Origin of the sequence: Streptomyces phytophilus (assembly GCF_013870535.1) — a bacterium.
Lineage (GTDB): Bacteria > Actinomycetota > Actinomycetes > Streptomycetales > Streptomycetaceae > Streptomyces > Streptomyces phytophilus.
The window spans coordinates 1-14,309 of sequence record NZ_JACBXC010000054.1; the positions used below are offsets into that span (position 1 = coordinate 1).

The following is a 14,309-nucleotide window of genomic DNA, read 5'->3' on the forward strand; positions in this document are numbered from 1 at the left end:
GCGCCGCCGGCGCGGTGCAGGGACTCGGTGTCGGTGTCGGCCGCCCAGTGCACGAACTTGAAGACTGCGTACGGGCACAGCAGCACCATCGCCATGATCACGATGCCGGCCATGACGTCGGCGAGCGCCGCGGCACCGTCCTTCGCGTCGGTCCTGCCCATGGCGGCGATCCCGAGCACGAAGATCACGGTCATCAGGAGCTTCGAGACGACGAGGGTGGCGGTGGCTTCGATCCAGCCCTTGCGCCAGCGGCGCGCGACCTCCCAGCCGCCGCCCGCGGCGGCGAAGATCGCCAGGGTCACCATGACGAGGATGGTGACCTTGCGGACCATCATCACGCCCCAGTACAGGAACGCACCGAGAGCGGCGCCAAGTCCGGCGACGACCGAGACGAGCCAGCCCAGCGGGGCGACCGCCGGGATCTGGTTGACCTTCACGATGCGCCGCACAGCCGACTCGATGCTCAGGTCGGCCGATTTCAGCAGGCCGGCGGACAGGGCGTCGACCACCTCGACGGCGACGGTGGTCACGGCGATGGCGCAGAACGCGAACAGGATTCCGGCTGCGGTGCCGGTGAACGCCTGGGTGAGGGCCTGTCCGTCGCGTCGGATGGCGGCGCGGACGAGCTGCGCGCAGAACGTCGCGACGAGAAGTACCAGGCCCAGTGGCAGAAGGGTCTCGTAGTTGTCGCGGAACCAGCCGGCGTTCAGGTCGACCTTCGTGGTGGTGTCGACGCCCTCGGCGGCCAGGTCGACCGCGGCGACGGCGAGTTCGCCCGCGGATTCGGCCATCCAGTCGCCGATGGCCTTGCCTGGATCGGCCATGAAACCGGCCGCGTCGTCAACGTCGCAGAGCCTGCCCGCTACCGGGATGTCACAGAACGGCACGCGTTCCTCCCTTCGCCTGCGGAATGCGGGTCACGGCGCGACACGGGGGGCGACGGCGGCAAGGGAGCAAGCGCGGCCGGGACGGCACTGCACGGCCAAGGTCACGGCCCGCTCCTCGGCACCGCCGCCGCGCTTGTTCCAGGCGATCTTCTGCTTGCCGGTGACGGTGACGGCGTAGACGTACGCCTCGGTGATCGCTGTGGGGTCCTCGGCCAGGGCGCGCTTGAACGCGGCGGGGAAGTGGCCTTCGGTGACGCGGGCGGTGGCGCGCTGGTCCTGGTCGGCCATCCGCGACCACAGCAGCGGATCGGGCACCAGGCCGGCCACCGACGCCCAGTCCGCGTACCGGCTCTCGCTGATCATCCAGGTGCGCATGCCGCGTAGTTGCTGGTTGCGGCTGGTGGTGCGGGTGTCGTAGGACCACAGCATCTTCGCCGCCGCCTTCGCGAAGGCGACCGGCTCGCCGATCCGCGGAGGCCCCGGCACGGCCCCGGACTGCGAAGGCGGGACCGGCCGCGGGGCAGGTTCGGCAGGCGGAGGGCTGCTCGCCGGTGCCGGGGCGGCGCGCTCGGGGCTCGTGTCGCCGCTCCCGCTGCTGGACAGCAAGGCGACGGCCACGGTGATGACGAGCAGGGCGGCGACGACCACGGCGGCGATCGCGGCGCGCCTGCCGCCCAGGTACCCCGTCCGGTAGGCGGGCAGGGCGTGGGTGGGAATTCGCTTCTGCCTCATTGGACCTGCGATCCGAGATTGGAGAAGAAGCTGACGATTCCGTTGGCGGCGCCGAGTCCGAGGGCGGCGCCGGCGGCGACGACGGCGCCCTTCTTGCCGTTGGCCTCGGCCTGGTGGCCGCCGGTGTGGTGGCCCCAGGCCCACACGCCGAGCGAGACGGCCAGCGCACCGACGACGGCCACGATGCCGAACAGATTGATGCTGTTGACGACGTTCTTCAGGACCGAAAGGCCGGGTAGGCCGCCGCCCTTGGGCGAGATTCCGGGGTCGTAGGCGAGGTGGATCAAGCGATCTGCGAGGGGGAGGGGCATGGGGGCAGCGGGGCTCCTTGCATACGCGGGCAGGGCGAAACGGGCAGCGGGGAGGGGAGGGGGGAAGAAGCTGAGCGGAAGGCGCGCTCGGGGCGCGGGAGAAGGCCGCGGCGATCCGTCCGGAGCGGTGGCCGGCGGCGGGGTGTTACAGGACGCGGCGTACCGCGAGGACGGTCCAGTCGGCGAGGGGCGTGATCCGCACGGGCTTGCCGGTGCGCGGTGCCTCGATGACCAGGCCCTGGCCCATGTACATCCCGACGTGCTCGGGGCGGGCCGCGGTGCCGCGGCTGAAGATCAGGTCACCGGGCCGAAGACGGTGGCGGGGGACCGGTTTGCCTTCGTTGATCTGCGTGTAGGTGGTGCGGGTGAGGGTGATGCCGGCGTGCGCGTACGCCTGCTGCATCAGGCTGGAGCAGTCGCAGCGCCCCATCGGGTCGGGGCCGTGCGCGTCGGTGCACGAGCCGCCCCATTGGTAGAGCGTGCCGAGCTGCCGCATCGCCCACCCGATCGCCGTGCGCGCCTTCGGGTCGGCATCCGGGGGGATCCGGTATCCGTTCGGGATGCTGCCTTCGGGGATGGGGCCGAAGCCGGAACCGTCGGGCTCCCCGGCGCAGCCGGTGCCGCCGGCGAAGGAGTCCGGATCCGCGCTCCGCTCGTCGTCGCCGGCGCGGGGGAAGGTTGCGGTGACAGCCGCCTGCAGGGCGGTGGCCAGGTCCTCCCACTGCGCGTAGGCGTCGGGGTAGGCGGACTTCTGGACGGCCTGGGCTGCCTGGGTGGTGGTCATCTGCTGCCAGCCGTCCACGGTGAGCAGGCGCTGGTAGAACTGCTCGGCGGCGTAGACAGGGTCGCGGATCTGCTGCGCGGTGCCCCAGCCCTGGGACGGACGTTGCTGGAACAGCCCCAGGCTGTCGCGGTCGCCGTAGGTGAGGTTGCGCAGCCGCGATTCCTGCAGCGCCGTCGCGAGCGCGATGACCTGCCCCTTCGCGGGCACGTTCAGCGAGCGGCCGGTGGCCACGATGGTCGCCGCGTGCGGGACCTGCTCGTCGGGCAGGTCCAGGCCCTCGATGCGGATGTTCGTGCCGGGCGCCCCGTCGAGGATCCGGGCGGCCTGATCGGTGATCTCGGCGGTGTCGGCATCGGTCAGGCAACTGCCGGCGGACGCGGCGGTCCGTACGGCGTCGCTGGAGGAGGCCAGCATCATGCCGGCGCCGGCGAGGAGGAATGGGGAGAGGAAGACAACGCCGACGACGAGGCCGGCGGCGAGCGCCTTCAACCCGAGCGAACCGCCAGCACGTCAGCGCGTGTCGGCAGGGGCGGAGAGCAAGACGTCATGGAGGGGTCCCCTTCGGGGAGAGGGTGTGTGTGGCAGGCGGCACGCCGTATCGCCTGCCAGCGATCGAGAAGGGTGCCGCGGCGCGTTGCAGCGCGCTCGATGTGATCAGGCCGTGAGCCGGACAACGCCGAGAGGGCGGTCGCGGTGCGGCGTGAGGGGGACAGCCAGCGGCGTGGGGCGCCGGGCGGTCTAAAAACTGTAGACCCGGATCTGCGGTTGACCAAATAGTCGAAGGTGAGGTGCCGGAAACCGGCACCCCAGCGGCGGGCTTTTTGGCCGTCGTCACGTTCGCCGCTACAGTTTTTGGACTCCCCTTCGCCCTCCTCGCCTTCCTCGCCCTACGTGGACCTGGGTTTCTGCAACGCCCGGATCTGGCCCGCGAGGACGCGCATTTGAGGGGGAGTTCCTTTGGTGCTTCCACCCGAATCGGGGTCTGTCTTTGCCTTTTTCCCTCCATCAGGGCGACGCCCTCACCGAGCTTTCCGGCCTTCCGGACGACTGCGTCGACTCCGTCATCACCGACCCGCCGTACAACTCCGGCGGGCGGACAGCGAAGGAGCGTACGACACGCTCCGCGAAGCAGAAGTACACCTCAGCCGACGCCAAGAACACCCTCGCCGACTTCACCGGCGAGAACATGGACCAGCGCAGTTACGGCTTCTGGTTGACGCAGATCATGACCGAAGCCCACCGGCTGACCCGTGATGGCGGCACCGGGCTGCTGTTCACCGACTGGCGCCAACTGCCCATCACCACGGACGCGATCCAGGCCGCCGGGTGGCTGTGGCGCGGCGTGCTGGCCTGGCACAAGCCCACGGCCCGCCCGCAGAAGGGCCGGTTCACCCAGAACGTGGAGTTCATCGTGTGGGCGTCGAAGGGGGCGATCGACGGCTCCCGCAACCCTGTCTACCTGGAAGGCATGTACACGGCCTCTCAGCCTTCGGGGGCGGGGCGCCGGCACATCACCCAGAAGCCGGTGTCCGTGATGCGCGAGCTGGTCAAGATCTCCCCGCCCGGTGGCAGGGTCCTCGACTTCTGCGCCGGCTCCGGCTCCACCGGCGTCGCCGCCCTCCTGGAGGGCCGCGACTTCATCGGGGTGGAGAAGTCGCCGCACTACGCGTCGATCGCATCCGACCGGCTCACCGAGACGCTGCGCGAGACCCTCACCCAGGATGACGTGGTGCTCACCGCCTGAGCCCTCCACTCCGGAGCCTTCCGGTTCCTACTCTCCCGGACTGTGCCGTGACGCGGTCGCCGGCGGAAGCCCCTGTGGCCCGCCGGCCAGTGCAGATCCCGCCTTCCTCTTCTTCCCCGCCTCGTAGGAGGTCAGCCCCTTCATGCCCGAATCCGAATCTCCCGACCCGTCGGAGCCTGTTCGCGTACCGGACCCGCAGTTGGAGGGGGTCGAGGCGAGCGTGCGCAGGCTGATGCAGCAGTCGCAGCAGCAGGCCCAGCAGCTCGACCGCCTCGCATCCGCGCCCCCGCCCGGGCCGGGCGCCTCGCCGTTCGCGGCGTTCGGTATGCCGGGGCTCGGCGGACCGTCTCCCGCGGCGGCGCCGGAGCCCCGCCCGATCCTGGAACTCGACGGACAGGAGCGCGAGGACGAACTCGACGCGCTCAGCGACTGGGTCGATGACTTCCTCCTCCCGGTCTACGGAGCGGAGGTCACCACGGCTGCGCCGTGGTGCCTGCAGTGGCAGGAGCACGACGACGTCGTTGCCTGGCTCCACGCCCTGTGGCTCGCCTACCAGCAGCACAAGGAGCCGGACGCGGGACTTGCCGGGTTGTTCGTGTGGCACCGGGACTTCCTCACCCATGCCGTCGCGGCGATCCGGGGCCCGGGCGGTCCGCTGTCGGCCTGCATGACCTCACCCGACCGGCCCGCACACCGCATCCTGCCCGGCCCGGCGCCGTCCGCGCGTACAGCAGCGAATGCGGCGGACAGCGCCCGGCCCCCCAGAGCGGACGGGGCAGAGTCGTGAGCAGGAACCGGCAGACCTTCGGGCTGAGCTTCGATCCCCGTGCTCTGACCGATCTGCTGCAAGCGCCCGGCGACATCCGCGACCTCACCTTGTCCTACCTGGAAGACATCGTGAACGCACGGGCCTTCGGGGAACGTCTCGACGGCGACCTCGCGGGCTACCGCAAGGTCGCCATGGACCGCAAAGACTGGCGCATCATCTACGGCTTCCGCCCGGCACCGCCGGACTCGCCGCACCGGCAGGAGATCCACGTCATCGCGGTCAGGCCCCGTGCCGGCAACGACGTCTACGACACCGTCGGCCACCGTCTGGGCATGGCCCGACGGCCGCTGAGCGCCCGCACCCACGCCGCACGCTCCCGATCCCCCCAGCTCACCCACCCCGGGCCCGTGCCCCGGCCCGGACCACCGCCCCACGCGCTTCCCGCGCCTCGGCCTGCCACCCCTGCCGCCCCGCGGCCACGCACCCGTTGACGCACGGAGCTTCACCCGTGCCCGCCATCCCTGGATCCGACCGGGAAGCGGAATCGCCACTTGCTGATCGCATCGAAGCCGTCACCGGCCACGGCCTTGCCGCCCTGCGCGCCTACCGCAACCGCGGCGTCCTCGACGAGCCGCATGCCCGCCTGGTCGACGAGCACGATGCGCTGACCAGGGCGGCGGCCAGTGTGGACCTCTACCTCCGCGTTCTGCACCGTCTCACCGACGGCGCCCTACCCGTCGATGACGCCCTTCTCACGCGGATCAACCGCACCGTCGCGGCCCTGAAGAACGCCGCCGCCGCCCGCGATGCCGCCGCCCGGCGGGTAACCGCAGTCCTGGAGCCCATCGAGGCCACCGCCACCAGCACGACGCCCTGGCCGCGCCCTCTCTCCGAGGCGGAGCAGCGCGCCCTGCTGGTCATCGCCGGCGGCGCCAAGCTCTACCAGCACCTGCTCAGCGGCCAGGTGTCCGTCACCGCAGCCGCCGGCACCCGCATCCCCTACGCCGAACTGCAACGGCTGGAGGCCGCCGGCCTGGTCGCCCGGGACACCACCCACCCCCTCCACGCCGGCCAGCCAGTCACCTTGACCGACACCGGCCGCGCCGCGCTGCTCGCCGCCCGCCGGCCGCCCACCACCTCGCCGCCCAAGCCCGGTGCCCGGCCTGTGACCCGGCCCTCCACCCCTGCCCGTCGGCGCTGATTCCGAAAGGTTCTCGTTGTCTCCCACCCAAGCCGAGCCGCCCCACAGGAAGGCTTCCGAGGTCGACTTCGGTGTGGACCAGCTCGACGCCGACGAGGAGGTCTCCCGTGCCTTCCATGTCCTCGTCGGCCTCCACGTCGACAGCCTGGTCCCCCTCGCCGAACACCACACCGCCGACGGCCGCAGCTACTACGTCCTGTTCGACTCCAGCGCGACCTGGGGCCATCCGGGCGAGCCCCCGTACCTTGGCGTGTACCTGGAGCGGGATGCGGACAAGCGGACCTTCGGCTTCGACCAGGATGCTTTGCCGCTGCCCGCGATGGTGCAGTCCTGGCTGATCCACCGCGGCTGCCCTCCCGACGCCATCGCCCTGGATCCCGAACTGGGCCCCCAGCCCGCGGACGAGGCGACGCGGGCGCTGGCGCGGCGCCTGATGTTCGAAGGCGACGACTACGGGGTCGGCTTCTCCTACAACCGGGACGACCCGGACGACTTCGTCACGGTCGTGGCCATGGGCGCCGCGGACGAGCAGGCCGTGCCGCCGTTTCGCGTCGTGGTCGAGGAAGTCGACACCGAGGCACAGACATACACCCTGCGCGAGGGCGGCTTCTCCACCCCGCAGGAGGCTCTGGGCTGGTGCTGGGACCGGCTCACAGGCGACGCCGGCCCCCTGCCGCCGATGCGTCCGGCGGCAGCGAATCCGCGCCCGCCCGGGCTGCCCGGGGCCACTGCCCGGCGCCCTGCCGGCCCCTCGCGCTGAGCGCTGGGACCGCCCGGGCCGGGCGAAACATAGCCGACAATCGCCGGTTAGCCAAACCGGCGAATCTGTGGACCCTTATACCGCCCGGAACACCCGGGCCACTTTTCCACCGCTGTCTGCGTCCCCGCATGGAGGCCATACCGGCATGCGCTCCACCCAAAATCCCCCGAGCCCCCGAGGTGCCCGGTGCGCGGCGCGTGCCGGGGTCCCCCACCGCGTATACGGATATGACGGCTCGCGAACGGCCAGGCCCTTCTCCTTCCTTTCTCGCTGAACGGAGTTCCTTTGTCCGACGACATACCCGAGAACGTTGACGTCGTGAGCGTGCTCACCGAACGGATCGAAGCCCAATTCGACATGAAAATCGGCGAGTTGCAGGCGGCGGTCGCCGCCCGGCCGGACGCGAATCCCCAAGCCACCGACGTCGTGAAGTGGCACGGCCTCCTCGTCGAATCCCAGGAGGTGCTCGACCGCGCGGAGGACGACCTCCTGGCTGCGCTGGACACCCAGCCCGGCGAGGTCGACGTCCCCACGATGGACCTTGCCCAGTACGTCAACGCGGCCGTCACCGCGCGAGACGGCCGGGCCCTGGTCGTGCGCTACCTCCTCGACCCCGACGCGGTCGGCAAGCAGACCACCCCGCGACGCAAGGGACCGGCGGTGCAGACCACCGCCCCGGCCCGCCCCGCGGCGGCGCCCGCTTCGATGCCGGCGGCGGCCGGGCGGGCAGCGGGAAGGGCCCGTTCATGAGCGCGGACGTCCGGCCCAGCAGCGCCGACGACGAGCTGCAGAAGGTCTTCGGCGCCTCACTCGATGCGCTGCAGGTGATGGGGGCTGGGCACCAGGCCCCTCCCGCGCTGGCCCGCGCGCTGGAGCTGCGCGCCTTCCTGGCGCTGACCGAGCAGCAGGTCGCAAGGGTCCGCGACCGAGTACATGCCGACACCGCGCCGGAGCGGGACATCGGCGAGCTGTCCGCGGACAAGCTCCGCGTCGACGCGCAGTGGCTGCAGGCGGCGCTCGATGCCCGCGACGGCTACCGCGCCGCGCTCGCCGAGCTGCTGCGCACCATGCCCGCACCGGAGCGCTCCCGCCCCGTCCGCGTGACGCAACCGACGGCCGTCGCCACATTGGCGCCGGCTGCCGTACCCGCGGTCATGCGCACCGGATCGGCTGCTGGTCCGGGGCGGTGAGGGCGCCCGCTTGGCGGGTCTGACCGCCGCCGGGATAGCGGGGCGGATCGAGGACCTGTACGGCGAGCCGCTCGCCGACCTCAAAGCACACCCCGAGGCCCGGCGGCCCGGGATGCTCGCCGCCCTGCTCGGCATGCACCAGGCCCTCGCCGACGCCGAGCACAGCATCACCTTCCACCGCGACTACCTCACCCGCCTCCTCCAGCCCGGCCGGCCACTCGGCCCGCACGAGATCTCGCACCTCCTCGACGGTGCTCGCCGACTCGCTGAAGCCGTCGCCGTCCACGGCGTCCAGGCCACCTCCGCCGCCGCCGTCCTGCAGAGCCTGACCCGCCCAGCCGCCTCCCCACCGACGACCGAGCCTCCTTCGCCGCCGCCCCGCCCGACAGCAGCAGCCCGCAGCCGCTGAGCCGCAGGCGCCCCTCTGCCCTCATCACCCAGGAGTTCTCCTTTGGGCCTCTCACCCGAAACCGACGCGGACATCGCCCGGGTCTCCGAGGCACTCGCCATGATCACCCCGCGGTGGAACGTGCGGATCCTGCTGGCGCTCTCCGCCTCCGCCGAGCCGCTGCGGTACCACGAACTGGCCGCCCGCCTGCCCTGGCTGAAGGACAACCAGTTCCACCCGAAGACCCGCACCCTGTGCGACGCCGGCCTCGTCGAACGCACCGAGCACACGACACGGCACGTCACGTACGGCCTCACCGACCGCGGCGCATCGCTTCTGCCGGTCCTGCCGGTGATCGTCACCTGGGCCGAGGCACACCTCGAAGAAGCCGCCCAACCGCCCTCCGCGATCGACCAGGCCGAAGACAGCCTGACCCTGCTGACCCGGCGCCATGCCGCGGGCATCCTGTGGGCGCTGAAGATCCGCGGAGAGACCAGCGGCCGGGCCCTCTTCCAGCTCGTCATGCCCCACAGCGCCTGGAGCAACATCTATCCGCCGCTGCGCCAGCTCACCGCCGACGGCCTGGTCGACACCGACGGCACCGGCCAGCCCTACCGGCTGTCCGCCGCGGGCGAGGCCCTGGGCCCGGTCCTCGGCGCCCTGTCCGCCTGGGCCGCCGGCAAGCCCCTCACCCACGCCACCCACCACCCCGTCTGGGGCCACACACAGGCCCCGTCCACGCCGAAGCCGCGGGTCGGCCACCCCACGCAGCCGACCACCACGCCCCCCGCGACGCCACGGCCCGCCCGGGCCCGGGCCTCGTACAGCGATCTGTTCTCACACGCCATTCCTGCCGGGCCGCCGGCGGCGCTCCCGGCGGGAGGGCCGAACCGATGACCATCCTCGGGGCGGCCGAACTGGGTGCCGCCGCCCGGGTGCTGTCCTCGCCGGCGCTGATCCGGCTGATCACCGAAATCGACGACAACGGGCCGATACCGCCGAGGATGCTGACCGCCACCCTGCCCGACCTGACGAGAAGCAGGGCACGCCGCGCCGTCCACATCGCCCGCGCTCACGGTCTCGTGCAGGCGGGACCCGCAGGCGGCCTCGACCTGACCGAATCCGGCTCCCACCTGGCCGCCTTCTACGACTCGACCGCCCGCTGGGCCCGCCACCACGCCTACCCGGCGCCGGTCAGCACCTTTACCACCCGCATCCAGCACACCCTCGACCACCTCGTCCACGTCCTCGCCACCCAGAGCGCCTACGGCTCGGGTGCGGACTTGTCCAGCGCCGAGGCCGCCGGAGAGGACCTGCCCGGTCACCTGATCCGGTGGCTGACGGCCAACCCGCAACTCACCCAGCCCGTCACCGAGTACGAGCCGGCCGCGTGAGCACCGCGCTCACCCCCCGGCACGCCCGTCACCCCGCCGGGCTGGCCCGCGGCATCTACCTGCCGCGCACCGCGGACGCCGCGGCGTTCGCCATGTCCACCTACGGCATCCCCCTGCTGGTCCTGCACACCACCGGCTCCGCCGCCCTGACCGGCTTCGCGTTCGCCCTGGAGTGGATCCCCCGACTGGCCGCGTTCGGGTGGGCCGGATCAGTCGTCGACCAGCGCGGGGCATCGGTCGTCTTCTGCCTGGCCTCCCTCGGCCGCGCCCTGGCGCTGGCCGCCGGCGCGCTCCTCCTTAGCATCCATCCGTCCGGAACGGTGGCGAGTACGACGGTGATGGCGCTGGCCGCTTCGACCGGTGTGCTCACCGAATTCAGCTACATCGCCGCCGAGACCGCCGGCGGTGCCGCCGGCCGCCGGGCCGGCCCACGGGCCCACCGCGTCCAAGCCGTCCTCCTCGGCATCGACCAGACCGCCACCCTGACCGGCCCCGCCGCCGCGGGGGTGCTGCTGCTCGCCGGGGCGCCGCAGATGCTCGCGGTGGTCGCGGCGATCTCGCTGCTCGCCGCGCTCCTCGCCCTGCACACCCCGCCCTCACCCGTCACTCCCGCCCGGGCGCCGAAAGACCGTGCGGGCGCAGGGCTGGTGACGGGATGGCGCACCATCCGCTCCCTTCCCGCACTCGGTTGGCTCGTCACCGGCCTGACCCTGTCCAACCTGGCCATCGGCTTCCTCCAGGCCGCAGCCCCCGTGATCGTCGTCAAGCACTTCGGGCAGTCCACCACCGCCGTCGGCCTGCTGTGGTCCACCGCCGCAGCCGCGACCCTGGCCAGCGTCGCGCTGTGCCGCTTCGCGATCGACCGGCTGGGCCTGTGGACGGTCGGCGCCGCCTGCGCCGCACTGGCCTCGCTCGCCTGCCTGGCCGCCGCCCAAGCACCCACCTACCGCTCCTACCTGATCCTCATCGCCATCCTCATGGCCGCAGAAGGCGGCATGACCGTCGTCCTGCGCACCCTTCGCGCCCGCCTCATCCCGACGGCCGTCTTCGGCAGCACCCTGGCGGCGACCATCCTCATCCTCCTGCTGCCCTTCCCCCTCGCCGGCGTGCTCACCGCGCTGACCCCGCCCGACGACCTCGGCCACGTCATCACCGCCTGCGCCGCCATCCAGGCCCTCGGACTCCTCCTCGCCTTCACCCGCCTGCGCACCGACCCCGCCCTGCACACCTGACCCGCCGCCCACGCTCCCGCAGACCGAGGAGGCCCGCCATGTCACCAACCCGCCCCGAGGCGCCCCCCGCCGGCGGTCAGACCATCACCGAACGGTTCCACGCCTTCGACACACAGAACCCGCACATCTACCGCGCACTCGAACGCCGCGCCGCCCGGCTCCTGGCCGCCGGCCTCACGCGCATCAGCCTCAAGGACCTCTTCGAGGACCTGCGCCGCCAACTCCCGCCCAGCGCCGGCGGGCTCAACAACAACTACACCGCCCTCTACGCCCGGAAACTGATCGCCGAGCACCCGCAGTGGGCCCCAGCCTTCGAACTGCGCCAACGCCGCGCACCCTGACCCCGGGGCGCCCTCCTGCGCTCCCCGACTTCCGCCGCCGCCTGCTGACTGGAGCCGTGTGCCCACCTGCCGTCCCGTCCTGCTCATCGTCGCCGCCGCCGACCGGGACGCCCAGACGTACCGCCGCTGGTGCCTTCAGAACATCGCCGCCCACTACGACGTCGCCCTCATCTGCGAGAAGGAACCGACGTGGCAGCGCCCATGGATCATCGACGCCGAAGTCGCCGACCCCGCCAACGAAGAGGAACTGCTGGCCGCCGGGCGCGCGCTGCGCCGCCGGCACACGCTGGCCGGAGTGATGACGTGGACCGAGTGGTACCTCGTACCCGCTGCCCGCCTGGCCCACAGCCTCTCCCTGCCCGCCACCCCTGCCTCCGCGCTGCACAGGTGCCGTGACAAGGCCGCGTCCCGGGCCGCGTTCGCCCGCGGACAGGTGCCCTCGGCGCTCTCCGTCAGCGTCCGCACCGAAGCTGAGGCACACGAGGCGGCCCAACGCGTCGGCTACCCCGTCGTACTCAAACCGGCTTCGCTCGCCGCGAGCATGGGTGTCGTCCGCGCCGATACCGACGACGAACTGCCTTTCGCCTACGGCCACGCCACCTGCGCCGGGGGCGGCAAGGTGGAGAAGACCCCTGTCTTGGTCGAGGAGTACCTCGCCGGGCCGGAGATCAGCGTGGAGTGCGTCACCCACCGCGGCCGGACCACCGCGGTCGCCGTCACCCACAAGACGGTCGGCATGCCCCCGTACTTCGAGGAACTCGCGCACGTCGTGAATGCCAACGATCCGCTGCTGCCGCGGGTTGCCCCGGCGGCCACGGCGGCGCTGGAGACCCTCGGCGTCACCGACGGCGTCAGCCACGTCGAGATGCGCCTGGTCGACGGCCGCCCGCGCCTGATCGAGGTCAACGCCCGCCTGGCCGGCGACATGATCGGCCACCTCGTCCAATCCGCCACCGGCATCGACCTGGCCCGCGCCGCCGCCGACATCGCCTGCGGCCACACCCCCCACCTCACCCCCAGCCGCAACCGGGCCGCGGCGATCCGCATGATCTACCCCGCCTACTCCGGCACCCTCACCACCCGCGAAATCGACACCGACTTCGCCGACAGGACCGACTGGCTCGACCAGGTCACCTTCCAACGTGAGCCCGGCACCCCGGTCGTCCTGCCCCCGCAAGGCGACATGTTCACCGCCCGCATCGGCTTCGTCATCACCACCGGCACCACCGCCGCCGAGGCGCAGGCCCGGTCCACCGAGGCGTACCGGAATCTGACCATCCGGGTCGCTCCTGAATAGAACGCGCCCGGTGACTCAGCCCCATCTGCGAACCCAGATTTCGGATGCATCGAGTGAACGACCCTGACATCGACGGGGACGTGTACGTCACCCCCCGATACCTCGCCGGTACCACCGGCATCGGCGATCCCGCTCTCGCCCCGCTCCTGGGCCTCGGCTGGGAGCTGCACCACGACGACCTCGGCAACGCCTACACCGCAGCCCCCGACCGGCGCGGTAGCCCGGTATCGGTACTGGTTGCGAGGGGCGACGACCTGGTGGGCCAGAGCCGGGGGCGTAGGTAGTCAGCCGTCGATGCTGGCCCGCACGGTGCGCACGAGGCCGGCATCGGCGCGCATGACGGCGGGGACCGCGGCGTCGGCGCGGGCCTGGCCGTGGTCCTCGCCGCACGGGCAGATGCTCCACCCCTCCTTCTCGATCTTCTGCGCGACGCGCTCCAGGATCTGCACGGTCTCGTCGAGGACCCCGGCCGGAACGGGCGCGTGGTCGCGGTCCAGCTCGGCGATGGCGGCGCCGATCTCGCAGATCAGGTCGAGGGCGTGCTGCGCGGCGCGCGGATCGCCATTGGTTGTGGCGTACTTGGCGGCCTGGGCCAGGGCCATCAGGGGGCGCCCGGTGACGCACCGGTCGGTGGGCACCATGCGGTCATCCAGCCGGAACGGGCGGATGCCGTGGGCTGCTTCGGAGCCGTCGGTGGACTCGGCGCCGGCCTTGGCGATCTGGTCTGCGATGACCGAAGGGTCGACGTAGCGCAGGGCAGAGCGGGGCTGGATCCCCATGCGCTCGGCGACAGTGTTCACCGCGTGGGCGAGCACGTTGCGCACCCCCACGGGCACAACGTCCAGGCCGCGGGTGAGCAACTCGGCCTCGGTCTGCGCGAGGAGGGCCTTGAAGCCCTGGGTGTTCTGGATGTCTGCCACAGCGCCGAGCCTACGGGCCCGCCCCGCGGGCCGGGCCCTTGTGGCACACGGCACCTCGTACGGGCGAGGTGGGTACGTGCCCCGCAAGACACCCGCCACGGGGTGCTCGTGAAGTCGTCAGCCGGCGAGGCGCAAGCGGGTGAAGAGGGATGTGATGCAGGTCCACCGTGCGGCCGGCCGGAGGCAGGCCCGGGGAGCCTCGGGGATCAGGTGCGGGGATTCATCCTGGGCGAGGACGGCGGTGATGTGCCGTACTTGGCCTTGTTGGCGGCGAAGGCGATGCCCGTCCTCTTCGTCAGGGCGGTGAAGAAGCCGCGGGAGCCACTCGGCGGCGGCGTCGCGCAGGGCAGGGAACGTGT

General features: G+C 72.0%; 19 protein-coding genes. 14 read left to right on the forward strand and 5 right to left on the reverse strand.

Translation table 11 applies throughout. From position 1 onward, the window contains the following. From H5J30_RS05790 to H5J30_RS05805, 4 genes are all read right to left on the reverse strand, one after another. On the reverse strand, nucleotides 1–887 hold an 887-nt coding region (locus H5J30_RS05790; RefSeq protein ID WP_445194936.1), incomplete at its 3' end, for an SCO6881 family protein. 30 nt (nucleotides 888–917) lie between these two features. Beyond that, nucleotides 918–1,619 carry a hypothetical protein gene (locus H5J30_RS05795; protein WP_181786076.1) on the reverse strand — a complete coding sequence of 234 codons (702 nt, stop codon included), beginning with the start codon at nucleotides 1,617–1,619 and terminating at the stop codon, nucleotides 918–920. Beyond that, complete coding sequence (locus tag H5J30_RS05800; protein WP_047017229.1) at nucleotides 1,616–1,930, reverse strand: DUF6112 family protein; 315 nt, start codon at nucleotides 1,928–1,930, stop codon at nucleotides 1,616–1,618. The genes H5J30_RS05795 and H5J30_RS05800 overlap by 4 nt, the downstream gene beginning before the upstream one ends. A 145-nt stretch (nucleotides 1,931–2,075) precedes the next feature. Continuing rightward, nucleotides 2,076–3,203, reverse strand: coding sequence for a C40 family peptidase (locus H5J30_RS05805; RefSeq protein ID WP_181786077.1), 1,128 nt, complete (start codon nucleotides 3,201–3,203; stop codon nucleotides 2,076–2,078). 499 nt (nucleotides 3,204–3,702) lie between these two features. Between H5J30_RS05805 and H5J30_RS05810 the strand changes: the two genes are divergently transcribed. The 14 genes from H5J30_RS05810 (at nucleotide 3,703) to H5J30_RS05875 (ending at nucleotide 13,314) form a co-directional block, all read left to right on the forward strand. Then, nucleotides 3,703–4,458: a DNA-methyltransferase gene (locus H5J30_RS05810; RefSeq protein ID WP_181786078.1), complete on the forward strand. Its 756-nt coding sequence runs from the start codon at nucleotides 3,703–3,705 to the stop codon at nucleotides 4,456–4,458. Nucleotides 4,459–4,690: 232 nt separating this feature from the next. After that, on the forward strand, nucleotides 4,691–5,245 hold the full coding sequence (locus tag H5J30_RS05815; protein ID WP_181786089.1) for a DUF4913 domain-containing protein: 555 nt from the start codon (nucleotides 4,691–4,693) through the stop codon (nucleotides 5,243–5,245). Beyond that, nucleotides 5,242–5,718: a hypothetical protein gene (locus H5J30_RS05820; protein ID WP_181786079.1), complete on the forward strand. Its 477-nt coding sequence runs from the start codon at nucleotides 5,242–5,244 to the stop codon at nucleotides 5,716–5,718. The genes H5J30_RS05815 and H5J30_RS05820 overlap by 4 nt, the downstream gene beginning before the upstream one ends. 17 nt (nucleotides 5,719–5,735) lie before the next feature. Continuing rightward, a complete protein-coding gene (locus H5J30_RS05825) occupies nucleotides 5,736–6,428 on the forward strand; it encodes a winged helix DNA-binding protein (protein ID WP_181786080.1) in 693 nt (230 codons plus the stop codon). Nucleotides 6,429–6,444: 16 nt separating this feature from the next. Continuing rightward, nucleotides 6,445–7,188: a hypothetical protein gene (locus tag H5J30_RS05830; protein WP_181786081.1), complete on the forward strand. Its 744-nt coding sequence runs from the start codon at nucleotides 6,445–6,447 to the stop codon at nucleotides 7,186–7,188. Nucleotides 7,189–7,473: 285 nt separating this feature from the next. Continuing rightward, entirely contained in the window at nucleotides 7,474–7,938 is a 465-nt protein-coding gene (locus H5J30_RS05835; protein ID WP_181786082.1) for a hypothetical protein, read from the forward strand. Next, complete coding sequence (locus H5J30_RS05840) at nucleotides 7,935–8,378, forward strand: hypothetical protein (protein ID WP_181786083.1); 444 nt, start codon at nucleotides 7,935–7,937, stop codon at nucleotides 8,376–8,378. Before H5J30_RS05835 ends, H5J30_RS05840 begins: the two co-directional genes overlap by 4 nt. 10 nt (nucleotides 8,379–8,388) lie before the next feature. Then, nucleotides 8,389–8,787 (forward strand): hypothetical protein, encoded by a 399-nt coding sequence (locus tag H5J30_RS05845; protein WP_181786084.1) that lies wholly within the window; start codon nucleotides 8,389–8,391, stop codon nucleotides 8,785–8,787. Nucleotides 8,788–8,886: 99 nt separating this feature from the next. After that, on the forward strand, nucleotides 8,887–9,663 hold the full coding sequence (locus tag H5J30_RS05850; RefSeq protein ID WP_181786090.1) for a winged helix-turn-helix transcriptional regulator: 777 nt from the start codon (nucleotides 8,887–8,889) through the stop codon (nucleotides 9,661–9,663). Further along, nucleotides 9,660–10,160 (forward strand): regulator, encoded by a 501-nt coding sequence (locus tag H5J30_RS05855; RefSeq protein ID WP_181786085.1) that lies wholly within the window; start codon nucleotides 9,660–9,662, stop codon nucleotides 10,158–10,160. The genes H5J30_RS05850 and H5J30_RS05855 overlap by 4 nt, the downstream gene beginning before the upstream one ends. Continuing rightward, nucleotides 10,157–11,392, forward strand: coding sequence for an MFS transporter (locus tag H5J30_RS05860; RefSeq protein WP_181786086.1), 1,236 nt, complete (start codon nucleotides 10,157–10,159; stop codon nucleotides 11,390–11,392). Before H5J30_RS05855 ends, H5J30_RS05860 begins: the two co-directional genes overlap by 4 nt. 38 nt (nucleotides 11,393–11,430) lie before the next feature. Then, entirely contained in the window at nucleotides 11,431–11,733 is a 303-nt protein-coding gene (locus H5J30_RS05865) for a hypothetical protein (protein WP_181786087.1), read from the forward strand. Nucleotides 11,734–11,791: 58 nt separating this feature from the next. Further along, entirely contained in the window at nucleotides 11,792–13,030 is a 1,239-nt protein-coding gene (locus H5J30_RS05870) for an ATP-grasp domain-containing protein (RefSeq protein WP_309505443.1), read from the forward strand. A 53-nt stretch (nucleotides 13,031–13,083) separates the two neighbouring features. Then, the gene (locus H5J30_RS05875; RefSeq protein ID WP_181786092.1) at nucleotides 13,084–13,314 is read left to right on the forward strand and encodes a hypothetical protein; all 231 of its coding nucleotides are present in this window, start codon (nucleotides 13,084–13,086) and stop codon (nucleotides 13,312–13,314) included. On the opposite strand, the gene H5J30_RS05880 is transcribed toward H5J30_RS05875, so the two are convergent. Beyond that, on the reverse strand, nucleotides 13,315–13,950 hold the full coding sequence (locus H5J30_RS05880; RefSeq protein ID WP_181786088.1) for a hypothetical protein: 636 nt from the start codon (nucleotides 13,948–13,950) through the stop codon (nucleotides 13,315–13,317). It lies immediately after the preceding gene. Between the last annotated feature and the right edge of the window lie 359 nt (nucleotides 13,951–14,309).

Coding starts and splice junctions, on each gene's coding strand:
- H5J30_RS05850 (WP_181786090.1), top strand. CDS start 8,887: ATGATCACCCCGCGGTGGAACGTGCGGATCCTGCTGGCGCTCTCCGCC.
- H5J30_RS05840 (WP_181786083.1), top strand. CDS start 7,935: ATGAGCGCGGACGTCCGGCCCAGCAGCGCCGACGACGAGCTGCAGAAG.
- H5J30_RS05815 (WP_181786089.1), top strand. CDS start 4,691: ATGCAGCAGTCGCAGCAGCAGGCCCAGCAGCTCGACCGCCTCGCATCC.
- H5J30_RS05865 (WP_181786087.1), top strand. CDS start 11,431: ATGTCACCAACCCGCCCCGAGGCGCCCCCCGCCGGCGGTCAGACCATC.
- H5J30_RS05795 (WP_181786076.1), bottom strand. CDS start 1,619: ATGAGGCAGAAGCGAATTCCCACCCACGCCCTGCCCGCCTACCGGACG.
- H5J30_RS05855 (WP_181786085.1), top strand. CDS start 9,660: ATGACCATCCTCGGGGCGGCCGAACTGGGTGCCGCCGCCCGGGTGCTG.
- H5J30_RS05800 (WP_047017229.1), bottom strand. CDS start 1,930: ATGCCCCTCCCCCTCGCAGATCGCTTGATCCACCTCGCCTACGACCCC.